The sequence below is a fragment of the Aquirufa sp. ROCK-SH2 genome, assembly GCF_054558315.1.
Map to the genome: position 1 here is coordinate 273,464 of NZ_JBPXKB010000003.1, position 22,275 is coordinate 295,738.

22 protein-coding genes are annotated in these 22,275 nt (G+C 34.5%); 16 read left to right on the forward strand and 6 right to left on the reverse strand.

Annotated features, from left to right (window positions below; translation table 11 throughout):
• The first annotated feature begins 15 nt into the window (after positions 1-15).
• Positions 16-861 carry a peptide chain release factor N(5)-glutamine methyltransferase gene (prmC, locus tag V7S79_RS08290; RefSeq protein ID WP_459490110.1) on the forward strand — a complete coding sequence of 282 codons (846 nt, stop codon included), beginning with the start codon at positions 16-18 and terminating at the stop codon, positions 859-861.
• A gap of 5 nt (positions 862-866) precedes the next feature.
• Here the strand turns inward: prmC and V7S79_RS08295 are convergent, their stop codons facing one another.
• From V7S79_RS08295 to recN, 4 genes are read right to left on the reverse strand one after another with little or no spacing between them, the layout of a single operon-like run.
• A complete protein-coding gene (locus tag V7S79_RS08295) occupies positions 867-1,277 on the reverse strand; it encodes a c-type cytochrome (RefSeq protein WP_459490111.1) in 411 nt (136 codons plus the stop codon).
• The gene (locus V7S79_RS08300) at positions 1,274-1,903 is read right to left on the reverse strand and encodes an SCO family protein (protein WP_459490112.1); all 630 of its coding nucleotides are present in this window, start codon (positions 1,901-1,903) and stop codon (positions 1,274-1,276) included. The genes V7S79_RS08295 and V7S79_RS08300 overlap by 4 nt, the downstream gene beginning before the upstream one ends.
• A complete protein-coding gene (locus tag V7S79_RS08305) occupies positions 1,875-2,273 on the reverse strand; it encodes a hypothetical protein (protein ID WP_459490113.1) in 399 nt (132 codons plus the stop codon). Before V7S79_RS08305 ends, V7S79_RS08300 begins: the two co-directional genes overlap by 29 nt.
• Positions 2,274-2,278: 5 nt before the next feature.
• Complete coding sequence (gene recN, locus V7S79_RS08310) at positions 2,279-3,943, reverse strand: DNA repair protein RecN (protein ID WP_459490114.1); 1,665 nt, start codon at positions 3,941-3,943, stop codon at positions 2,279-2,281.
• A gap of 147 nt (positions 3,944-4,090) precedes the next feature.
• Here recN and sucD point away from each other — a divergent pair, with 147 nt between their 5' ends.
• The 13 genes from sucD to V7S79_RS08375 all read left to right on the forward strand — a co-directional run bounded on the left by sucD (position 4,091) and on the right by V7S79_RS08375 (position 18,009).
• Positions 4,091-4,969, forward strand: a complete 879-nt coding sequence (gene sucD, locus V7S79_RS08315) for a succinate--CoA ligase subunit alpha (RefSeq protein ID WP_459490115.1) — start codon at positions 4,091-4,093, stop codon at positions 4,967-4,969.
• 25 nt (positions 4,970-4,994) lie between these two features.
• Positions 4,995-6,167 (forward strand): hypothetical protein, encoded by a 1,173-nt coding sequence (locus V7S79_RS08320; RefSeq protein ID WP_459490116.1) that lies wholly within the window; start codon positions 4,995-4,997, stop codon positions 6,165-6,167.
• A gap of 103 nt (positions 6,168-6,270) precedes the next feature.
• Entirely contained in the window at positions 6,271-7,050 is a 780-nt protein-coding gene (locus V7S79_RS08325) for a uroporphyrinogen-III synthase (RefSeq protein WP_459490415.1), read from the forward strand.
• 168 nt (positions 7,051-7,218) lie between these two features.
• Entirely contained in the window at positions 7,219-8,157 is a 939-nt protein-coding gene (locus V7S79_RS08330; RefSeq protein ID WP_459490117.1) for a PorP/SprF family type IX secretion system membrane protein, read from the forward strand.
• Positions 8,158-8,311: 154 nt separating this feature from the next.
• Positions 8,312-9,433, forward strand: coding sequence for a T9SS ring complex lipoprotein PorK/GldK (gene porK / locus V7S79_RS08335; protein ID WP_459490118.1), 1,122 nt, complete (start codon positions 8,312-8,314; stop codon positions 9,431-9,433).
• Positions 9,434-9,460: 27 nt separating this feature from the next.
• On the forward strand, positions 9,461-10,213 hold the full coding sequence (porL, locus tag V7S79_RS08340) for a type IX secretion system motor protein PorL/GldL (RefSeq protein WP_459490119.1): 753 nt from the start codon (positions 9,461-9,463) through the stop codon (positions 10,211-10,213).
• A 24-nt stretch (positions 10,214-10,237) separates the two neighbouring features.
• Positions 10,238-11,827, forward strand: coding sequence for a type IX secretion system motor protein PorM/GldM (gene porM / locus V7S79_RS08345; RefSeq protein WP_459490120.1), 1,590 nt, complete (start codon positions 10,238-10,240; stop codon positions 11,825-11,827).
• Positions 11,828-11,855: 28 nt separating this feature from the next.
• Positions 11,856-12,767: a type IX secretion system ring subunit PorN/GldN gene (porN, locus tag V7S79_RS08350; protein ID WP_459490121.1), complete on the forward strand. Its 912-nt coding sequence runs from the start codon at positions 11,856-11,858 to the stop codon at positions 12,765-12,767.
• A gap of 201 nt (positions 12,768-12,968) precedes the next feature.
• The gene (gene pyk, locus V7S79_RS08355) at positions 12,969-14,444 is read left to right on the forward strand and encodes a pyruvate kinase (RefSeq protein ID WP_459490122.1); all 1,476 of its coding nucleotides are present in this window, start codon (positions 12,969-12,971) and stop codon (positions 14,442-14,444) included.
• A gap of 31 nt (positions 14,445-14,475) precedes the next feature.
• The gene (locus tag V7S79_RS08360) at positions 14,476-15,243 is read left to right on the forward strand and encodes a lysophospholipid acyltransferase family protein (protein ID WP_459490123.1); all 768 of its coding nucleotides are present in this window, start codon (positions 14,476-14,478) and stop codon (positions 15,241-15,243) included.
• Positions 15,244-15,254: 11 nt separating this feature from the next.
• Positions 15,255-15,848 (forward strand): gliding motility lipoprotein GldD, encoded by a 594-nt coding sequence (gene gldD, locus V7S79_RS08365; RefSeq protein ID WP_459490124.1) that lies wholly within the window; start codon positions 15,255-15,257, stop codon positions 15,846-15,848.
• An 82-nt stretch (positions 15,849-15,930) separates the two neighbouring features.
• On the forward strand, positions 15,931-16,842 hold the full coding sequence (locus V7S79_RS08370) for a glycosyltransferase family 2 protein (protein ID WP_459490125.1): 912 nt from the start codon (positions 15,931-15,933) through the stop codon (positions 16,840-16,842).
• 6 nt (positions 16,843-16,848) lie between these two features.
• A complete protein-coding gene (locus tag V7S79_RS08375; RefSeq protein WP_459490126.1) occupies positions 16,849-18,009 on the forward strand; it encodes a glycosyltransferase in 1,161 nt (386 codons plus the stop codon).
• Here V7S79_RS08375 and ygiD read toward each other — a convergent pair.
• A complete protein-coding gene (gene ygiD / locus V7S79_RS08380; protein ID WP_459490127.1) occupies positions 17,996-18,829 on the reverse strand; it encodes a 4,5-DOPA-extradiol-dioxygenase in 834 nt (277 codons plus the stop codon). The two genes, V7S79_RS08375 and ygiD, sit on opposite strands and share 14 nt — an antisense overlap.
• A gap of 185 nt (positions 18,830-19,014) precedes the next feature.
• Here ygiD and V7S79_RS08385 point away from each other — a divergent pair, with 185 nt between their 5' ends.
• Positions 19,015-19,842, forward strand: coding sequence for an SGNH/GDSL hydrolase family protein (locus V7S79_RS08385; RefSeq protein ID WP_459490128.1), 828 nt, complete (start codon positions 19,015-19,017; stop codon positions 19,840-19,842).
• A gap of 4 nt (positions 19,843-19,846) precedes the next feature.
• Positions 19,847-20,746 carry a PIG-L family deacetylase gene (locus tag V7S79_RS08390; RefSeq protein WP_459490129.1) on the forward strand — a complete coding sequence of 300 codons (900 nt, stop codon included), beginning with the start codon at positions 19,847-19,849 and terminating at the stop codon, positions 20,744-20,746.
• On the opposite strand, the gene V7S79_RS08395 is transcribed toward V7S79_RS08390, so the two are convergent.
• On the reverse strand, positions 20,700-22,190 hold the full coding sequence (locus V7S79_RS08395; protein ID WP_459490130.1) for an arylsulfatase: 1,491 nt from the start codon (positions 22,188-22,190) through the stop codon (positions 20,700-20,702). The genes V7S79_RS08390 and V7S79_RS08395 overlap by 47 nt on opposite strands.
• Positions 22,191-22,275 lie beyond the last annotated feature (85 nt).

The window sequence follows — 22,275 nt, forward strand, 5'->3', positions numbered from 1 at the left end:
AGAATAATCCATTTTATGTCGATCGTCAAAGCTTCTGTTTTAATTTCTGAAATCATTGAGTCCATCAAGCACCTATATGCGGAGGAGGAAGCTCAAGCCATTGCCTATCGATTGCTAGATCTTGAATTTGATTGTAGTAAAATGGACGTGTACATGGGAAGAGATTTGGAAAGACCTTCTCATTGGATTCAAATTTTAGATAGGCTGAGCAAAGGAGAACCTTTTCAATATGTCATTCAAAAGGCCTTTTTCCAATCAGCCATTTTTGATGTAAATGAACATACGTTAATTCCAAGGCCTGAAACCGCTGAATTAGTCGATTTAGTATTAGATAAAATTCCTACATGGAAGACAAATCCATGCATTTTAGACGTGGGTACAGGTTCAGGTTGTATTCCAATTTCGATAAAAATAGAATCTCCTCAAGCTCAAATTTCTGCTTGGGATATTTCCCCAGGAGCCATTGAGATCGCTCAAAAAAATGCGAAAAAGCATCAGGTTGAAATTCATTTTACTCAACAAGATGTATTCAAATGGGCTGAAACAACACAATTTTGGGATATTATCGTTTCTAATCCTCCTTATGTATTAGAAAATGAGGCTTTTGAAATGGAAAAGCATGTGCTTGAATTTGAACCTAAATTAGCCTTATTTGTGCCGAATAACGATCCATTGAAGTATTATAAAACTTTAGCCGATTTTGCCATCAACAGTTTACATAACAATGGCTGGTTAATGCTAGAAATCAATCGAGCATTTGGGAATGAAACTATTGAATTGTTAAAACAGAAAGGATTTTCGGAAGTAGCTTTGATCCATGATTTTCGAGATAATCCTAGGTTTGTGATTGGAAAACGATAAATCGTTTATTGTTTCGCCAAATATTTCCTCGCACTATCTAAGGGGAAAATTACTTTTATGCCATTTTTTTCTCTTAAATAAGTAATTATCTCCGCGATGTCCAAGGCCTCCAAGCGATTATTAGCAGGCATAAATCCATCGTATTTTTTCCCATTTACCAGGATTTCGCCCTTTTGTCCATATTTAATTAAATGGACCAATGATTGATTTTTCACGCGTTGAAATAAATCCGTCCCCATCACTGGAGGATACAAATCCTTCAAACCTTTTCCATCTCTTTGGTGACAGTTTTCGCAATGAGTTTGGTAGGCATTCATTCCTTCAATGGAATATTGTTGACGCAAAATTTCTTCTTTGCTTTGGCAAGAAACTAAACTGAATAGGCCTAAAAACGCAATGTATGTCAACTTTTTCATTGTTTCTCTTTTAATAAAATTTCCATGTCCTCTATTAAATGATCAACCTTTTCAGGTTTTGTACCATCATATATCCCACGAACATGTTTGTTTTTGTCTACCAAAATAAAGGCTCCACTATGAACAAATCCACCCGCCTCATTTTTATCTTCCTGAGCTGTCACCATGTAAGATTTTTCACCCAGAGTATAAATAGCTTTTTTGTCACCTGTCAATAAATTCCATTTCGGGGCTTCAATGTGCAACCTTTTTGCATAACTTTTTAACACATTGGGGCGATCAAAATCAGGATCTATGCTGTAAGAAACGAGCGCAACCTCTTGATTGTTTTGATATCTTTCGTACAATCGTAGCATTTGGGTTTTCATTTTTGGACAAATGGTAGGGCAGGAGGTAAAAAAGAAATCTGCTACATAGATTTTTTGATCTAAATTTTTCTGGCTTACCCAAACTGAATCCTGATTCAGAAATTGGAAGGGTGGAATCGTGTGGTAAATGGTATCTATTTTCCCGCCAATATTTTGAGTCGTTTTAGGACCTAAAAAAGGTAATTCTTTCTTTTCTGTACAAGCAGAAAGGAATATGAAAATGAAAAGACTACTTAGAAATATATTTTTTAGCTGCATTTAAGGTAGAATCTGTAATATTTTCGACGGATTTTAATTGATTGAATTGCAATTGGAGATATTTTACTTGGTTTTTTACATCCATTTGTTCTAAACTATCCAAAGAAAAATGATGCATCCAATCCATCATTTCATTTTCGGCTTTCGTCAAAGAACGTATTAAATTTTTCACATGCGTGGAATCTTTTCCTGTTGAAATACTATCCAATTGGCTTTTCAGTTGTATAATCTCTTCTGTTTGTGGCATCAGTTTGTCATGTAAATTCATGACTTGCTCGTTTAAAACTTCTTTGGTTTTTTCTTCTGCTTGCTGACAAGAAAAAGTAGTTGAAATAATTACAATTAGAATTATGGGTAAGAATGCTTTCATTTTTTTTAAACTCGATTATCTGAAATAAGTTTTTTGACATTTTCTCTAAGATCTAAATAGCCATTTTGTCCCCCAATCATTTTGGCAATTTCATCTATACGCTCCTCTTCAGACAAATGTTTAATGGCAGAAACGGTTTTTTCTCCAGAATGGTTCTTGTAAACAAACAAATGTTTTTGACCTGCCGATGCAATTTGAGGTAGGTGAGTAATCGCAATTAATTGATGCTTTCGACTCATTTGACCCAACATTTGGCCTATTTTTATGGCAATTTCTCCAGATACACCTGTATCGATTTCATCTAAAATTAATGTTGGTAATGCCCTTTTTTCAGCCAATAAATGTTTGATGGAAAGCATTAATCGACTCATTTCTCCACCCGAGGCAATGAGTTTAAACGGTTTGGGAGAAAGACCTTTGTTGGCAGAAAATAATAATTGAATTTTGTCTAGTCCGTTTGGACCTAATTCTTTTTCTTGAATATCCCAATCCAGCTTGGCATTGGGAATACCTAATTGTTGCAAAGAATTAGATAGTTGTTTAATGATCAAATCAATAACCTTTAATCTACTTTCTCTTAATCTAAGTCCCTTTTGGATCGCTAATTCCAGTGCCTTGGTCAGGTTCTTTTGTGCGATTATTAAGTTTTCGTCTAGATTTTCAACTAAACTTAATTCGTTTTCTAGTTGTTCTTGGACTTTTATTAATTCGTCAACGTCTGCGACATGGTATTTTTGAAGTAGTCGGTTTAATAAATCGAGTCTTTGCTGAAGCGCATCTAATTCAATAGGTTCTGAAAGGCTAGATTCCGCCTCCGATTCGATTTCTAAACTTAAATCTTTTAATTCAATCCAGATGGATTCTAGTCGACTTCTCCAATTTTCAAAATCAACACCCCATTTGCTCAAGGCCTGACTTTGTTGCAAGGCCAATCGAGTTTGTTGCAAGGCCGAAAAGTCAGAAATACTTAATAAATTACTAAGGCTTGCTAATTTTTCATGAATTTGTTCTGCATTTTGAAGTCGCTCTACTTGGCTACGTAAATGCTCATATTCACCACTTTTTAACTGGGCTTTATCTAGTTCATTTCGTTGAAATTGCAAATAATCTAGATTCTGTTTGCTTGATTCCGCTTTTGATTGTAGATTTTTAAAAATATCTACATTTTTAGAATAATCTTTGAAACTTTCGAGGTATTGAAGTCTGATTTCTTGATTTTGAGCGAAACTATCTACCAAATCCAAAGAGAAATCAGCATGGTACATCCAGCTATTATCTTGTTGGGAGTGGATATCGACCAATTCTTGTCCAATTTTTTTAAGTGCGTCTAAATTGACTGGACTGTCGTTGATAAAACTTCTGGATTTTCCTTGCGGATTGATTTCCCTACGAATAAGGCAAATGGTATCCCAGTCGATATCTTCTTCGAGAAATATATCTTTTAAATGGGGGTAGTTTTCAATATGGAAACTACCTTCAATAATGCATTTTTTTTGTTGATCAAACAACGATTTCGAATCTGCTCTTTGGCCCAGTAATAAAGAGATGGCGCCTAATAAAATGGATTTTCCTGCACCCGTTTCTCCTGTAATGACAATTAATCCCTTGTCTAGATCTAAGTCAAGGGTTTCAATCAAAGCATAATTTTGAATATGTAGATGCTTGAGCATTTTTTAAATTGTCTTCAAACCCTGAAATTACACAATTTCTTTGTTTCAATTTTATTTCTGTAAAAGAAGAAAAGCTTTTTGATAAAATTTATCAATAATTTGTACCTTTGAGAAAATTTTTCGCCTAGTTAAATTAACACCAACGAAATGAGCGTTTTAGTCAATAAGAATTCAAAAATCATAGTTCAAGGATTTACTGGAACTGAGGGTACTTTTCATGCAGAGCAAATGATTGCCTATGGCACTCAGGTTGTGGGCGGGGTAACACCTGGAAAAGGAGGAGCGAAGCATTTGGATCGCCCTATATTTAACACAGTTCAAGAAGCTGTTTCAACAACAGGAGCTGATACTTCTATTATTTTTGTACCGCCAGCATTTGCTGCTGATGCAATTATGGAAGCAGCTGATGCTGGAATAAAAGTAATCATTTGTATTACTGAAGGTATTCCAACAAAGGATATGATTGTTGCGAAAGAATACATTAGCAATCACGATTGTCGTTTGATCGGACCAAACTGTCCAGGAGTAATGACAGCAGAAGAGTGTAAAGTGGGTATCATGCCAGGTTTTATCTTCTCTAAAGGTAAAGTAGGAATTGTTTCTAAATCAGGAACTTTAACCTATGAAGCAGTAGATCAATTGACAAAAGCTGGTTTAGGTCAAACAACTGCCATTGGAATTGGTGGAGATCCTATCATTGGAACAACGACGAAAGAAGCTGTTGAATTATTGATGAATGATCCTGAAACAGAAGGAATTGTTATGATTGGTGAAATTGGTGGAGGTATGGAAGCAGAGGCAGCAAGATGGATTAAGGCAGATGGAAATAGAAAGCCAGTTGTAGGATTTATCGCTGGACAAACTGCTCCAAAAGGTCGTCGTATGGGTCATGCTGGTGCCATTATCGGTGGAGCTGATGATACGGCTGAAGCAAAAATGAAAATCATGCAAGAATGCGGTATTCACGTTGTTTATTCTCCAGCAGATATTGGAGAAACAATGTTGAAAGCATTAGCTTCTAAGTAACATAAATTAAAGGAAAACTCCTTTTATGAATCAATCTGCTTCTTTGACGTCTTTCTTGGCCATTAGAAGCAGATTTTTTTGTGCTTTTTTTTTACTCAGCACAATTTCTGCTTTTGGACAATTTCAAAAGACCCATGATTTTGATAAGGATTGGTACATTTATCAATCTACTTGGAAAAGTTATTTGCCCTATATCGCCAATAAACATTTCAATTACCACTCGAAATCCATCATCTTGCATGCGCAAGATTATCCCGATCATTTTCTGAAAGTTCGCCCGATTGATTCGTATTATTTATTCCTGAATGGAACTTATCAATTTCAGTTGAAGAAAGATTCTACTTATGTATTTTCAGTGGATAGTTTGATGAATAAATATGTTGATGCATCTAACTTAATCCTGACATTTTACAAAGATGATTTAAAAGGTATCCCTTCTGAAATTAGTTTAGGGAAAAAATATGCATCAAAGCTTCAGCTGGTTGCAGCAGCTCAAGTAAAATCACTGGAAAGATTAACACGGTTTAAAACGAATTTTGTATTCATTAGCTTGTTGTTAATTTTAACTTTATTATCCATTTTACATTACTCATTTCCTAAATATTTTTATACGTATTTTAAGTATTCGGATTGGTTTCATTGGGAAATAAAAGATTCAGTAATACAAAATACTCCTTTCGCCTTACCTAATATTTTGGTCATCGTAGTTTTAAGTCTTTTGTCTGCATTTGTTGGTTTTTATTTTACCCTTTCTAACCCTAATTTTTTCTTATCACAAGGAGAAGAATTGAGTTTTTATTCAGCTTTTGCTTGGGTTGGATCAAGGGCAATTTTAGCCTTACTTTTGTTTTTTAGCAGGTATTTAATTTATCGAATTTTTACGAGTTTATTTAAAATTGAATTTTTAACTAAGGCACATTTTTTCAAAGCTATTCAAACCAATTTGCAATTTATTGCTCTGATTTACGCAAGTTTTGTATTGATGACTCTTTATTTTGGCCCATCATATCTGCCTAATTTTGACTTGATTTACAATATATTATATGTTTATTTCATAGTTCGTGTTATTTATTTTTTCCAAATTTTCAGAAAAAGATACCATGTGAATGCCATTACCTTGGGAGCTTATTTAATCATCATCGAAGGTCAGGTCCTTTTCTTTGGATTGAATCAAATTCTTTTTCCTTCCATCAAATAAAAAGAAGAGTTAATTTTTTCTTGAAAAATTCTTATCTTTGCACCCAATTAGGGATTGTTCATCCTTCAAAATAGAGTAAACTTACCAATTGTTTATGAGTGAAATGACTAAAGTTACCCAAACAGAAACGGATCGACTTAAAACTGTTACAAGTATTTTGGTTACCCAAGCGGCTCCTACCGATGCACAATCACCTTATTTTCAGATTGAAAAAAAGTACAATGTCAAGGTAGATTTTAGACCATTTATTGAGGTTCAAGGAATTGCTTTCAAAGATTTTCGCAAGCAAAAAATAAATATTTTAGAGCATACAGCGATTATTTTCACTAGTAGAAATGCTATTGATCATTTCTTTCGTATTTGTAAAGAGGCAAAAATAGAGGTGCCAGCTGATATGAAATATTTCTGTATTACTGAACAAACAGCTAATTACCTTCAGAAATACATTGTTATTCGTAAAAGAAAGGTTTTTACAGGTACAAAAACAGCGCTTGATTTATTGGAGGTAATTAAAAAACACAAATCGGAGAAGTTTTTATTCCCTTGTTCCAACAAGAGACAAAAAGATTTACCTGATTATATGGGGACGAACGATTATCAATTGACAGAGGCTGTAATGTATGAAACTGTATCAGCAGATTTATCAGATTTAGAAAATGTTTTTTATGATATAATTGCATTTTTTAGTCCTTCAGGGATTACATCTTTATTCGAAAATTTCCCTGATTTCAAACAAAATAATACACGAATCGCAGCTTTTGGGCCAACAACAGCCCAAGCGGTTACGGATGCTGGATTGATTTTAGATATTCAAGCACCCATGCCCAATGCGCCTTCCATGACAGGAGCTTTGGAAGTGTATATCAAACAAGCCAATAATTAGAATTTTTAGCCCCGATTATGGGGCTTTTTTATTTATTTGTCTACTAAAATCATTTGGAATAAAAATATTGTTTATTTTTAGCCGTTGATTGCCTTTAGAACGTAAATATTACTAATGCCTAACGTGCGAAAATTTTGTCCTTATAGTTTGATGAACCTAATCATTGGGATGAGCTTGTGCTTATTACCTTTTGGTTTATTGGCACAACAGGATCCAGGTTTAAGTATGTTTTCTTTTAATAAGATAACGCAGAATCCTGCCTTCTCTGGTTTAAATGGAGAATCGTATGCTCAAATTCATTATCGCAATCAATGGACTCAATATCAATCCTCGTATGACGGTGCAGGTAATTTAGGAACTCAAATGGCAGGAATTTCAATGCCCATTCCCAAAATTAACATGGGTGCTTCTGTCTTTTACTTGTCAGATAATACCCCATCAGGAGTTGGTCAACAATTTGTCAACATACAGCTTGCCAAACATTTTCAATTGGGTGGTGGCCAACTTTCAGCTGGTGTACGATTTGGTCTTTCTTCTAAATCATTTGATGGGCGAGTATTTAAACCTAGAGATGTTAACGATCCTATCATTGAACCATTATCAGGTAAATCGATTAGCCAATCTTTACCCAATTTGGGTTTAGGTGTTGTTTATTCAAAAGATAATTATTCATTTGGCGTCAATGTCGATCACATAAATTCACCTAGTTTTTCTTTTCAAAATAATGCAGCCATTGTGTTAAAACCCATTTATACCGTTCATGCCAACATTGATTTTATGTTGTCCGATGTCATAAATGTTCAACCTTTTGCTGCGTTACGTTATTATTCAGGGCGTCTGTTGCCGGAAGGAGGAACAAAAATTGAATTATTTGATACATTTTGGATAGGTGGTAGTTACCGTTTGAATGATGCTGTCATTGGAATGGTAGGGATTTCTGCTTTAAAACAAAAGATAGATATTGGTTATTCTTTAGATAATACGTTAATTAATGCTGCGGTAAAAGCGCCTTTGTCTCATGAAATTTTTATAAAATTTCTTTTGCCAAATTTGAAGGCACCTTCTAAAGGAGTACCAATTAAAACCCCTCGATTTAAGATTTTATAAAATATTATATTTTAAAAATGTATTTTTTTGAATATTTATTGATATAAAACCTTTAATTTTGGGGAATTTGAATCAATCTTGCAAGGGATTGTGGATTAAAATACAATTTATTGTGTTCAGATACGTTAGAGACTAGATATTATTATACTTGAATATGAATTTTCAACTTGTTGGTAAAAGTATTTTTAAAGTCCTTTCTATTGTTTTGGTAGCCTCAACCTTATTTAGTTGTGGTTTATTTAAATCGAAAGAAGGAGGAGGTAAAACACTAAGTAGTAAAAAAGGTAGTTCTTCTTCCAAGGGAGGATTGCTTAGTTTTAAAAAGGGAATCAAGGAAACTGTTGGTGTAGAAAACGGTGAAATTGTTGCTTCTGCGCGTAGAGGTTGGAGTCAGCCCACTCCTTATGGAATGGTTTTAGTTCCATCTGGAAGTTTCATGATGGGCCAAGCGGATGAAGATATTTCACATACAGGTGTTAACTTCAATAAACGTGTAACTGTATCTCCGTTCTTTATGGATGATACGGAAATTACCAACCATGAATACCGTCAATTTACCAATTCACTATTGAAAGATTCTGTGTCTGTATTAGGTGAAGATAAAATCATGAATGATTATTATCCAGACACTACTGTTTGGAAACGTGATTTCACCTATCATAATGGTGATCCAATGTTGGAATATTATTTCTCTAGCCCTGCTTTTGATTTATATCCTGTCGTTGGAGTTAGTTGGACAGCCAGTAAATATTTTTGCGAGTGGAGAAGTAAAATGTTGAATAATTATCGCAGAAAAGAGGGTATGTATATTTTACCACGATTTGAATTGCCATCTGAGGCAGAGTGGGAGTGGGCAGCAAGAGGAGGCAAGGCTTCTGCTAAATATCCCTGGGGGAACCCTTATATATCCAATGCAAAAGGCTGTTTGTTAGCTAATTTCAAACCACATCGTGGTAATTTTGATTCGGATGGTTATGCTTATACTGCCCCTGCAAATGCGTATAATCCCAATGAGTTTGGATTGTATAATATGTCAGGAAACGTGGCTGAATGGTGTGAGGATGCTTATGCTGATAATGCAGTGGCTTTGACCTGGGATTTAAATACTGTGAACAAAAATTCAGATGAGCCAAGAAAAGTTACACGTGGTGGGTCATGGAAAGATATCGCTTATTATTTGGAAACAGGAACGAGAGCTTATGAGCTTGAAAACAGTAAACGATCTTACATAGGTTTTAGATGTGCAATGCGTTATTTAGGCAAACCAAGTAAATAATTTTAAAATTTAACACTTTATAATAAAATGAACGGATTAGAAAAAATCATTAATGTAGTTGCGAGTTTTGGTGCAGCAGTGGTTATTGTAGGAGCTTTGTTTAAAATTGTACACTGGACAGGAGCCAATGAAATGCTAATTGTCGGTATGTTTACCGAGGCCGCTATTTTTATTTTATTTGGTGTTTTGTATTTGCAACAAAAGCCTGAAAAATCGTATGATTGGGAAAAAGTATATCCAGAATTATTAGATGGTGCTCCTGCCGTAAAACGTTCAGCTGATTTATCTAGTTTAAGTCAAAATGGAATTAGTCCTGAGGTTGTTGAAAATTTAACAAGTTCTTTAAAAGGTTTAACTGCTACAGCGAATAGTTTACAAGAAATTACTAAAGTGACTGGAGCTACTCAAGATTTTGTTCAATCATTAACTTCTTCTTCACAATCCTTGGGAGCTTTGAACAAATCTGTATCTGATGCAGCAAATTCATTGACAAGTATTTCAACTTCTTCTTTGGAAGCGGCAAAATATGCTACTCAATATGCCAAAGCAGGAGATCAATTAGCTGCTTTAAATGCAGTATATGAAAATGAAATTCAAGAAGCTTCCAAGCATTTGAAGGCCATCAATGGTTTTTATGGAAATGTTAATACTTCTGCAGAGCAAATTGCTTCTACACAGAAGGATGCTGAACTTTTCAAATCTGAGTTAGCTAAATTGAATGCAAACATTCAATCGCTTAACCAAGTGTATGGTAGTATGTTAACAGCTATGAAAGGCTAATTTAAAACAATAGCTTTATAAGATATGGCAGCGTTAAAGGAAACCCCTCGGCAGAAAATGATCGGGATGATGTATTTGGTGTTAACCGCTTTGCTTGCTTTGCAAGTAAGTGATGCATTACTCCAAAAATTCACCCTATTAAATAATAGTTTGGAAGTAGCGAATCAATCGTCTACCACCAAAAATAAAGGTATGGTTCAAGGAATTGAACAACGAATTCAAGATTTACCTAATCCAGCAGCTTATGCAGATATTTTGAAGCGCGCAAACGAGGTTAGAAAAATATCTGATGAATTAATCAATCATTTAGATGCAGTGAAATCTAAGGTGATTGAAGTAGGAGGTGGAATTGATCCAGAAACGGGTAATATTAAAAATCCGAAAGAAGAAGAGAAGGTATACGAATTGATGATCGGTTCTAATAAAAGCGGTGAAGCTTATAAATTAGTGCCTTTGTTTGAACAATATTTAAAAAGTTTAGAAGCTTTAGCAGACAAAGGAACCAAATTTTCACCATTAGCTTTGGATGCAAAAGACGATCCGATTGTTAGTCGTGATTGGAATCAATCTAACAAAGATTTTGCTGAATTGAACTTTCAACAAACACCTGTTCCAGCAGCATTGGCTACATTGAGTCAAAAACAAGCGGAAATCAGAAGATATGAAAGTGAAGTGTTGAATCAATTAGCGTCTAAAGTTGGTGCCAAAGAAATTAAGTTTGATAAAGTGTTTGCCCAAGTTTCTGCCAATGCGAATACGGTAGTAGCAGGAATGGAATATCAAGCTGAGGTATTTATCGCCGCAACATCGAGTGGATTTACTCCAAGGATGAGTTTTAATGGTAGTTCAATTCCTGTTTCTGATGGACGTGGACAAATTAAGTTCAAAACATCTGGTGGAAATTATGATGCCAATGGTTTATCTAAAAAGACCTATACTGCAACAGTTTCTTACATGAGTCCAGCAGGTCCTAAAACGGAATCTGTTACGAAAGAGTATTTTGTTCTAAAACCAACCTATAATATTGAAACAGCTACTTTGCCAGCCTTGTATTTAGGATGTGCGAATCGCTTAAGTGTGGCTAGTCCTGGACTTGGAGCTTTGTGGAATCCACAGTTTTCAGCAGATGGAGGAGAGGCAATTGCTGGACAAAGCAGAGGAAAAGTGACCATTGTACCCACTTCTGCAAATGTTACATTAAATGTAGCAAATTCAGGTACTTTATTAGGAAAAGAAACGTTTAGAGTACGTCGTGTGCCAAGACCTGAAGTTAAGCTTTTTGGAAATGGTGGTGAATTGGATGAAAAAAGAGGAATTAGTGCTACTTCACTAAGAACGATTGATGCGCGTGCTTTGGCGGATGAGTCATTTAAATCAACCAATCCAGAAGATGCTAATTTTAGAGTATCTGAACTATATGTTGCATTAGCGAGAGGCCAAAGAAAGATAGATGATATTACTCTACCAGGAAGTGGTTCATTGGCTAAGTTAGCTGCTCAGGCTCAAGCAGGAGATCGTTATTATATTGAAGTAAAAGGAGTTCAGCGCAAGAATTTTAAAGGAACAGTTGAGTCAATCCCTTATACATTGTCGAAAAATATTCCTTTATATTAATTTGAATAGGTTTAGAAAATATTGTGTTATGAAATTATTCTTGAGTATCAGTTGCTTATTGGTTTCATTTTTGGGATATAATACGTTTGCCCAAGAAAAACCTTTAAATGCGGCAGCCCTAAACTCTGTACGTCCCATAGATGATGCAAATGTGCACTATAGGGTACGTCTTTGGCGTCGATTAGATTTGAATGAAAAAATCAATCAGCCATTGTTTTCATTCAATAACGAAATTTCTAAATTTTTAGTTGAGTGGGTTGAAGCGGGTGTTTTAACTCCATATATGAATGATTCTTTGTTGACCAAAATGACTCTTGCTCAGTTCAAGGAAAACTTGAAAATTGAAGAAGGCGTTGTAGATGGTGAATTGTCTGAAGCTGAGAAATCTGCTGGTTTTGGTACAGAAAGCAAAACAGTTGCTGCTGGCACAGATGATGGATGGGGTGGAAAAACGGCTACTACTGCTGAAAAGCCAAAGGTATCAGATGCTTTTTCAGAAAAACCTGCAGGTTCAGCAACAACTGCAGCTTATTATTTCCCGAAAGAGTTAACGATTATTGAAATTAAAGAAGATGCAATCATTGATCGTCAACGTTCAAGATTGTATTTCGATATTCAATCATTTACCTTGATTATTCCAGCGGTCAAAACCAAAGCAGGGTTTGATAAACCAGTAGCATCGTTTAGATACAAAGATGTGTATAAATTATTTAGAAACACTCCGAACTGCATTTGGTATAATTCTCAAAATGAGATTCAACACAAAAATATGGCGGATGCATTCGATTTAAGAATGTTTCAAGCGCGAATTGTGAAAAAAGGAAATGCAAGAAATCAATATTTGACAGATATTAATAATAATGAATTAGACGGTTTAAATCGTTCGCAATCATTGGAATATGAATTATTAGAAATGGAACACGATATGTGGGAAAATTAATTCTAGATTTTTAAAGGGAGATTTTCTCCCTTTTTTAATGTCATCATAATCCAATTTAATAATTGTAATATTCGAGTATAATACATTTAAAAATAAGTAAAAACTAAAATTTACATTAAAATAGGGTACAATATCTCCCAATAATTCCTTTTTTTGAAGAGTTAAATGTAAATTGCAGGATAATTTGAATCAAAATTAAATATGTCGTATCAACGCAAGACAAAAATTGTTGCAACTGTCGGACCAACGTCTGAGTCAAGAGAATCTTTAATTCAATTAGCCAAAGCTGGCGTCAATGTTTTCAGACTAAATTTTTCTCATGGAACCCATGAAGATCATTTAGAACGTTTAAAAACAATTCGTTCTATCAGTCAAGAATTTAATTTGAACCTTAGTATTTTACAAGATTTACAAGGTCCTAAAATTCGTACGCAATTGGTTGAAGGAAGTGGTGTATTGTTAGAGGCTGGAAGGCAGTTGATTTTTGCCATGGATGAAAATCTCTTGGGAACGGCTGAAAAGGTTGGAACTACTTATACATCTATGTACTTAGATGTGAATGTAGGAGAAAGAATTTTGATGGACGATGGTAATCTTGAAGTGAAAGTGATTTCCATCGATAAAGAAAAAAAGGAAGTTATTACTGAAGTAATATATGGTGGTATTTTGAAATCTAAGAAAGGTATTAATTTACCGGGTACAAAGGTTTCATTGCCTTGTTTGACTCCTAAAGATGAAAAAGATTTATATTTTGGATTAGATCATGGCGTTGATTGGATAGCTTTATCATTTGTACGTAAAGCATCAGATATTTGGGATATAAAAGATAAAATTAAGGCTTACGGTAAAAATACGCGTGTAATTGCTAAGATTGAAAAACCAGAGGCGATTGATAATTTAGATGAAATCATTGCAGCTACTGATGCAATCATGGTAGCTCGTGGTGATTTAGGTGTTGAAATGGATGGCGCTGTGGTACCCTATTTACAAAAAGTAATGGTTGAGAAGTGTACAGCAGCAGGTAAACCTGTGATTGTTGCTACTCAAATGTTGGAATCAATGATTACAAATCCTGTTCCTACTCGTGCTGAGACATCAGATGTTGCCAATGCTGTATTACAAGGAGCTTCTGCAACTATGTTAAGTGGTGAGTCAGCTTCTGGAGCATATCCAGTTAAGGCGGTTGAAACAATGGCGCATATTCATGAAGTAGTTGAACAACAACAAAATCAAATTGAAATTGTAAAAGGTGACGAAGCTGCAATCTATTTTAAAAATCACGCATTAAGTAATCATGGAAGTGTTGAAATAACTTTAAATGATCGTTTAATAGCTGGAGCTTGTCGTTTAGCTCGTGATGCGAAAGCTAAGGCAATTTTGTGTATTACTAATTCAGGGTATACAGCATTTCGTTTATCTGCTCACCGTCCTAAGGCTGACTTGTTTGTCTTTACCTCCAATAAGGAATTAATGTCTACCATGGGCTTATTGTGGGGAGTAAAAGTATTCTTCTATGATCCATCTGCAGAAAGTGCTGAAAAAACAGTAGCTGCAATGGTTGATCAATTGAAAAAAGCAGCATTATTAAAAGAAGGAGATGTGTTTGTTACAACGCTATCTATTCCTGCAAATACAGATAAAAAAACAAATACAGTACAATTAGGTATTGTAGAATAATATTTACTTAAAGGCAGTCCTTTAAACGCGTATGAAAAAGAAAGTTTCTTGGTTATCTAAGTCATTTACCTTTTTATACACTTTATGGGCTGCTTTTTGGTTTTTATTCTTCTTTTTGCTGCTTTATCCCATCATTTTTGTACTTATTCATCGAGTACCTTGGAGAAAAAATGCCTTACAATTAATTCATATTTGGGGAAAACTTTTCTTTCTCTTTTCTTTTATACGTTTTGATATTAGTTATGATTTTAAGCCAAAAAAAGATCAAATCTACGTTTTTTGCGCCAATCATTTCTCTTATTTAGACATTCCTGTTTTAGTGATTTTAATCAAAAATCATTTTTCCTTTATTGGTAAAAGTAGTATTCGTAAAGTTCCTTTATTTGGATATATGTATGCCAAACTACACGTTTTGGTAGACCGAGGAAGTAAATCTAGTCGGGCAAGTTCTTTGATAAAATCAGTAAGAGCATTGCAAAATAGAAGTTTAGCCATTTTTCCTGAAGGGGGAATTACCTCTAAGCAGTTTCCTTATATGTCAACACCATTGAAAGATGGTGCTTTTCAAATGGCGATTCAACAAAAGGTACCTATCGTTCCCATTAGCTTGTTCAATAATCATTTGATGTTGAATGGTGATAATTTTCTATTACGACCAGGTGTAATTAAAGTACATGTTCATGAGCCAATTATCACAAGAGGCTTAAGCATGGACGATCTACCTGTTGTACGTGAAAAAGTGTATCAATCTATACAGTTGCCTATTTTAGCACATTATTCTATTGATTTGCCTAATTAATCTTTACAAGAATGAATGTCCTAAAATGTGTTTTTTTGTTGACTTTATTACTGATCTTGAATTCTTGCGATTGTCAAAAAGATACTAATTCCGATTTGCCACGTCCCAAAGGATATAATCGGATTATACTTCCAAATCATCAGTACAAAGTGTTAGAAAAAGGCCATCCATTTACGTTTGAGGTGTCAAAATTTGCACAAGTATTGCCTGATACCGTTTCTTGGGCAGAACCGCATTGGTTATATGTTTATTATCCCAAATGGCAGGCTTTTATACAATTGACTTATAAGCCCTTGAATGGCGATCAAAAGAAATTATTTGAACATATCAATGATGCCTATACCTTAGTAGCTAAGCATAATATGAAATCCAGTGGTACCAAAGAATATCAAATGCGTTCTTCCAATGGGAAATCTGCTACTTTGATTGAATTAAATGGGGAAGTGGCTACCTCTTTTCAATTTTTTACGACTGACAGTACGCAACATTTTTTAAGAGGTGCGGTGTATGTAAGAACTGCTACTCAAAACGATTCTTTAGCGCCCATTATCGATTTTATTAAACGTGATGCTTTGCATTTAATCAAAACATTGGAATGGAAGTGATTTGGGATAAATAACTTATTTTGCATAAGTTTAATCTGAATTTTCTGATTTTACCTACAATTATTCATGAATATAATCCTGTATGTCTAGCATTACGGCAATTATTTTAACATTTAACGAAGAAATACATCTAGAAAGATGCATCAAAAGTTTACAAAGCTTTTGTGCTAGAATATGTGTGGTTGATTCTTTTTCTACCGATAATACGGTTGAAATTGCTAAATCATTAGGGGCTGATGTATATCAAAATAAATGGGAAAATAATTATGCAAAACAATTAAATTGGGCGATTGAAAATTGTCAAATTTCAACCGCTTGGACTTTGAGAGTAGATGCTGATGAGCATTTTCCAATTGAAATTCAACAAGAGATTTCGAACAAGCTCAATCAGGTTGATGAAGATGTTTTTGGAATAGAATTAACCCGTCGAATTGTATTTAAAGGTTCAATGATTCGATTTGGAGGATTTAAGGAGTTTAAGTTATTGCGGATTTGGAGGACTGGTCATGGCATTTGTGAACAACGTTTGATGGATGAGCACATTGTATTAGACGAAGGAAAGGTCGTTTCATTTGATCATTATTTGATTGATGAGAATTTGAATTCTATGCACTGGTGGGTTAATAAACACAATAATTATGCTCGTAGGGAAGCCGCAGATGCTATTAATTTAGAATATCATTTGATGGAAACGACCAAGTTAGAAGAGAAATCTGGCGTGAAAGAGGCTATATTAAAGCGAGTTCTAAAAAATAAAGTCTATCATCATTTACCATTAGGTTTAAGACCTCTATTATACTTTTTTTATCGTTTTGTCATTCGTTTGGGATTTTTAGATCATCCGAAGGTTTGGATATTTCATTTTATGCAGGGACTTTGGTATCGACTTTTAGTAGATATTACGATTTATGAATTGAAAAATCTAGCGAAAGGAGATGTAGAGGTAATGAAGGAAATCATATTGAACGATTGGAGAATTAAATTTGAGGATTAATTTTTGATGAGCACAAAACGTAAAATCTTGAACATTTGTAATTATACTTGGGAAACAGGCGGCCCCTCAAGTGTAATTTTTAATCATTCAAAGATTCAACTAAAAAATGATTTTGAAGTTTTTATTGCTAGTTCAACTAAGTCAAATCATCATTTATATCCTATTCAAAAAGGAATAAAGCTTTTTGTGTTTTCACAAAGCTATTTTTCTCGTTTTTTATCTGAATTTTCATTTCCACTGATTTTTTGGTTTTTCAAAAATCGAAACAAGTTTGATGTTATTCATATTCATGGCCTTTGGTATTTCGGAGCTGTTTTACCTTTTATTATTCCCAACCGAGCAAAAAAAGTTATTACGATTCATGGTTTTTTAGATAGTTATACCAGAAAAGATTCCAAATGGAAAAAGGGATTGTTTTGGACATTCTTCCAAAAACGATTTGTTCAGTCTTGTGATTTAATACATGCCATTAATAAAGATGAGGAAAGGATTTTGCGGGAACTTTTTCCGAACAACAATATCGTTTGTATTCCCAATGCGTTGGAAGAGCCTAGTTTAGTCAAAGCGTTGCCTGACACTAATTTCAAAAATTCGATTGATCAATATATTGTGGGGGCAGAAGTGGTGTTTGTTTTTATTGGAAGAATTAGTTTTAAAAAAGGACTTAATTTGTTATTACAATCGTTCGAAAATATTAGTAAAACCTATCAAAATCGCATTAAATTAATTATTGCTGGGCCAGATGATGATTATTCTGCTGATTTAAATCATTTTTTGCAAGATTATCCTTTTGACAATATTTTAAAAATTGGAACGGTAAAAGGAGAGGAAAAAAAGTATTTATTGTCGCAGAAGTTTTGTTTTGTCTTACCTTCTTATTCTGAGGGATTTTCTATTGCTGCATTGGAAGCTCTTGCTTATCAAAATCCATGTATTTTTAGTAATAAAGTCGGTTTTCGTGAGGCTGCTTTAGAATATGAAGCAGCAATTATGTGTCAGCCCAATGTACCCTCTTTGACCCATGCCTTAATTCATTTTGTTGAGAATAGAGACTTGAAGCAAAGCTTAAGTCAAAATGGGTATCGTTTATTTCAAGAAAAATATTTATTGGAAAATGTCGGGAAGGAATTGATTACCGAAATTCAACAATTATTTAACCAAATTTAACTGAGGTCATCGTTAAAGATCCTCCAACTGCTTTGTCATTGAAAAATTCAATGGTGTCTTTGGAATTACTCACTCCCAAGGTATAAATTAACGGTAAATAATGTTCAGGTGTTGGGATGGCTAATGCTGCTTCTTGTCCTAATTTTTGATAGTGAATTAGATGATCATGTTGCCCGTTTTTGATCGCATTTTTAAAACTCTCGTTCAATTTTAAGGCCCAATCATAGCCATATGAAGGACCATTTAATTTGTCCCAAGCTACCATTCTTAAATTGTGAACCATATTTCCACTACCAATGATTAATACGCCTTTTTTACGTAGTTCAGTAATTTCCTTGGATAATTCGTAATGAAATTTCGCATCTTTGGTGTAATCTATACTCAATTGTAACACTGGAATATCTGCTTTTGGGTACATGTGACGCACAATCGTCCAGGTTCCATGATCCAATCCCCAGTCGTGATTTAATTCTACTTTTGCCGAATGAATTAGTTGACTCGTTTCTAAGGCCAAGGTTGGATTTCCAGGAGCCAGATATTGTACTTCAAACAAGGCTTTGGGGAATCCACCAAAATCATGAATGGTAGCAGGCGATTGCATAGCGGTGATTTTGGTTCCATTGGTAAACCAATGGGCAGAAATAACTAAAACTGCTTTAGGTGTTGGGATTTGTTTGGCAATGCTGCTCCATCTTTTACTGAAATCATTATCTTCTATCCCATTCATTGGAGAGCCATGTCCGATAAATAATACAGGCATTAAATAATTTTGAATGGGTAACTCTTCATTGAATTTTTTGAATTCTTGTAAGGTTGTCATGTGATTTCAAATTGGATGGGACAAAGGTATTATTTATGGATTTTAAACGATAAAATTTATACAATTTAATGTACAAATAGGTTCCATATCCCCTTTTATTCAATGCTAGGTATATCTTTCATTAATTTTTATCTTGTTTTGAATTACACAAATTTGATTAGATTTGTACACAAACCTGAAATACTATGAAAAAATGTATGCTAGTAGTTCTACTACTTGCTTTAAACTTGTCATTTACAATTGACAAAGAAATTACCTGGGTAGCCATTGGCGATTCAATCACTTATTTGAATGATCATCCCAATGAAACAGGGAATCGAATTAGTAAAGGTTATATGACCATGTTAACCGAAAAGTTGCCAAATGTTCATTATTTAAACCAAGGACATAATGGTTGGACGGCAATTAAAATTGCCACTGACATCGAAAAATTAGGATTACAAAAAGCCGATGTTTACAGTATTTTTTTGGGTACCAACGATTGGTGGGGCGGAAAGCCCTTGGGAACTTTAGATAATTATAAAAATAATACAGGTCTAAATACGGTTAATGGTGCTTTTCGAGTGATCACCGATAAATTAAAAAGCTTAAATCCGCAGGCTAAAATAATTTTTATAACTCCTATGCAACGCGTTGATTTTGTTTATATCAACAATTTTAAGAACAATGCATACGGCTCATACAAAGATAAAAATGGCCAATTTTTAGAATCCTTTGCCAATGCCATTGTAGAGATTGGTCGAATGGAACATTTTCCTGTTGTTGATTTATACCACAACAAAAAATTAAGTCATCCCAATTTGGTTCAGTTCAAACGGCTGAAAAATCCAAACACAGGCGAATATCAAAATTATACTTTCCCTGATTTTACCAACATTCCTTTTGATCCTGTCAAAGATGAATATCCTTATCCAATGGAGTCGATACAAATGACTTATGATGGTTTACATCCATCCGACAAAGGATATGAAGTCATTACTAAAGCTTTATTAAAAGAATTTAAATCTTTATAAAACGATGAAATCGAAATTATTTTATTTGAGCATTTGCTTATTAATGACAAGTGTAATTTATGCACAAGGTCCCAAGGTATTAGTTGTGACGGCCCATCCAGATGATGAAACTGGTTTTTCTGTTACGATGTTTAAAATTACGCATGAATTAAAGGGTATTGTGGATATGGCAGTGATGACCGATGGGGGTGGGGGATTTGCAGATTCACAATTAGGTGCGATGTATTACGGCTTAAATTTAACAGATTCAGTAACCGCTCGAAATCACCTGCCTTTGTTAAGAAAACAAGAAATTTTAAACGCTGGACGAATCATGGGCGTGCGAAATATGTTTTACATGGAGCAACCGGACGATTGGTATACAACTGATCCAACGCCTTATATCAGTGGTAAGAATTGGGATATTCCTTACGTGGAAAAGCGAATGGATCGAATTTTGGCAGATGGAGACTATGATTTTGTGATAACCATGCTTCCGCATGCTGGCCAACATGGACATCATAAAACAGCTGTTTTGATGGGTTTAAGAGCAGTAAAAAGATATAAAGGAGCAAAGAAACCTATTATTATAGCTGGTAGCCCAGCTGCATTGAATGCAAAACCCAATGAATTTAGCCAATTAGAGGGTTTTCCAGAGACAAAAATTAAACCTAATTCGCCTCAATTTATTTTAAATAGAGCTTTCCGATTTAAGGAAAATGATAAAGTAAGTTATAAGATTGTGGCTGATTGGGTCATTGCTGAATACAAATCCCAAGGAGCTATTCAAGAAAACGGAATTCATAAAACCGATTTAGAAATTTATCGATATTTTGATATCAATGACAGTAATGGAATCAATAAGGTCGACCAGCTATTTAAAGCTTTGGCGAAGAGCGGCTTTGCAGCACCTCCCAATCCTTGATTTTAGCAGGCTGATGTTCTTTCAAAACAATTTGATTTAGCTTTGGAATTAATTCAGGATACTGTTGAGCAATATTTTGAGTTTCTTGAGGATCTAAAGCTAAATCATATATTTCCCATGCTGCATTTGGATCTTTTTTGAGATTAGATTTAACCGCTTTTATGTTTTTTATCCGAATAGCAATCTGGCCTGATTTTTCAGGAAATTCAAAATATAAATAGGGGTGATTTTCTTGCTGACCTTTGTTTAACAATGTAGGAAGAAATGAAATGCCATCTGTTTTTGTTAGTTTTTGTTGAGTCAATTCAGCTAATGTAGCTAAGACATCGTATTGAGTAGATGGGAGGTCTTTTATTTGTCCACCAGGAATTACCCCAGGCCATCTAACAATCATGGGTTCTCTAATTCCTCCTTCGTATAAATCTTGCTTACGCCCCCTTAGTCCCGCAGTGCTATTAAAAAACTGAGTATTCACTCCACCCACATCAAAAGTAGCCCCATTGTCGCTAGAGAAAAAGACGATGGTTTGCTCATCTAATTGTTCTTTTTTGAGTGTTTCCAAAATCTTACCGACTTGCAAATCCAAGTAAGAAATCATTCCAGCGTAAGTTGCTTTTGGGTTTTTATTGGGAACATATCCTCTTTGACCCCAATAGGCACTATCCGGAAATGCATGAAGGTAGGGTTCAATAGCTACATCAGGAACTTGCAAAGAAAGATGAGGTAAAGGAAGAGGAAGATATAAAAAGAAGGGATTTGTTTTATTTTCTTGAATAAAATGGATGGCTTTTTCCATCATTTTGTCAACCACATATTCTTTGCCTTTGAATTTATCAAAATCCACATTTGTTGAATTCTTTTTTCCTTGGTATTCATGCACAAAAACGGATTGGTTTTTTAAGGTATCCCATTTTCCATTTTCCCAAAGATGAGTTGGGTAATAGTTATGTGCTTGTTTTTGATCCAATAACCCATAAAAATAGTCAAAGCCTTGTTTGTTTGGATTGCCTGTTCCGTTGGCCATTCCAAGCCCCCATTTGCCTATGGCAGCGGTTCGATAACCCGCATTTTTCATGAGATGGCCAATGGTGAATGTATTTTCTTCCAAAGGCATTTGTCCTTTTTCGGTTGAATCGCTGAAGCCACCTAATTCAAAGTTTCCTCTGATTTGAGAATGACCTGCATGTTTTCCAGTCAACAACATACATCTAGCTGGTGCGCAAACAGGTGCGGAAGTATAATGATGAGTGAATTTAATTCCTTGCCTAGCCATGGCATCGAGAAAAGGAGTTTTAATGATTTTTTGACCATAAGCACCAATTTCTCCATAGCCTAAGTCGTCCGCATAGATATAAATGACATTTGGTTTTTTTGATTTTGGACCAATGGCCATCGATTCAAAAGACAAAAATAGGATAAAAATGATGGGAATATAGATTTTCATGATCGTGTTCAAAACTTAATGGAGATTTGGATAATAAAGATAAACAACAATCTTGTTGCTTAAAAACATAGATTGGAATAGGAGG

Coding starts and splice junctions, on each gene's coding strand:
- prmC (WP_459490110.1), top strand. CDS start 16: ATGTCGATCGTCAAAGCTTCTGTTTTAATTTCTGAAATCATTGAGTCC.
- V7S79_RS08295 (WP_459490111.1), bottom strand. CDS start 1,277: ATGAAAAAGTTGACATACATTGCGTTTTTAGGCCTATTCAGTTTAGTT.
- V7S79_RS08300 (WP_459490112.1), bottom strand. CDS start 1,903: ATGCAGCTAAAAAATATATTTCTAAGTAGTCTTTTCATTTTCATATTC.
- V7S79_RS08305 (WP_459490113.1), bottom strand. CDS start 2,273: ATGAAAGCATTCTTACCCATAATTCTAATTGTAATTATTTCAACTACT.
- recN (WP_459490114.1), bottom strand. CDS start 3,943: ATGCTCAAGCATCTACATATTCAAAATTATGCTTTGATTGAAACCCTT.
- sucD (WP_459490115.1), top strand. CDS start 4,091: ATGAGCGTTTTAGTCAATAAGAATTCAAAAATCATAGTTCAAGGATTT.
- V7S79_RS08320 (WP_459490116.1), top strand. CDS start 4,995: ATGAATCAATCTGCTTCTTTGACGTCTTTCTTGGCCATTAGAAGCAGA.
- V7S79_RS08325 (WP_459490415.1), top strand. CDS start 6,271: ATGACTAAAGTTACCCAAACAGAAACGGATCGACTTAAAACTGTTACA.
- V7S79_RS08330 (WP_459490117.1), top strand. CDS start 7,219: ATGAGCTTGTGCTTATTACCTTTTGGTTTATTGGCACAACAGGATCCA.
- porK (WP_459490118.1), top strand. CDS start 8,312: ATGAATTTTCAACTTGTTGGTAAAAGTATTTTTAAAGTCCTTTCTATT.
- porL (WP_459490119.1), top strand. CDS start 9,461: ATGAACGGATTAGAAAAAATCATTAATGTAGTTGCGAGTTTTGGTGCA.
- porM (WP_459490120.1), top strand. CDS start 10,238: ATGGCAGCGTTAAAGGAAACCCCTCGGCAGAAAATGATCGGGATGATG.
- porN (WP_459490121.1), top strand. CDS start 11,856: ATGAAATTATTCTTGAGTATCAGTTGCTTATTGGTTTCATTTTTGGGA.
- pyk (WP_459490122.1), top strand. CDS start 12,969: ATGTCGTATCAACGCAAGACAAAAATTGTTGCAACTGTCGGACCAACG.
- V7S79_RS08360 (WP_459490123.1), top strand. CDS start 14,476: ATGAAAAAGAAAGTTTCTTGGTTATCTAAGTCATTTACCTTTTTATAC.
- gldD (WP_459490124.1), top strand. CDS start 15,255: ATGAATGTCCTAAAATGTGTTTTTTTGTTGACTTTATTACTGATCTTG.
- V7S79_RS08370 (WP_459490125.1), top strand. CDS start 15,931: ATGTCTAGCATTACGGCAATTATTTTAACATTTAACGAAGAAATACAT.
- V7S79_RS08375 (WP_459490126.1), top strand. CDS start 16,849: ATGAGCACAAAACGTAAAATCTTGAACATTTGTAATTATACTTGGGAA.
- ygiD (WP_459490127.1), bottom strand. CDS start 18,829: ATGACAACCTTACAAGAATTCAAAAAATTCAATGAAGAGTTACCCATT.
- V7S79_RS08385 (WP_459490128.1), top strand. CDS start 19,015: ATGAAAAAATGTATGCTAGTAGTTCTACTACTTGCTTTAAACTTGTCA.
- V7S79_RS08390 (WP_459490129.1), top strand. CDS start 19,847: ATGAAATCGAAATTATTTTATTTGAGCATTTGCTTATTAATGACAAGT.
- V7S79_RS08395 (WP_459490130.1), bottom strand. CDS start 22,190: ATGAAAATCTATATTCCCATCATTTTTATCCTATTTTTGTCTTTTGAA.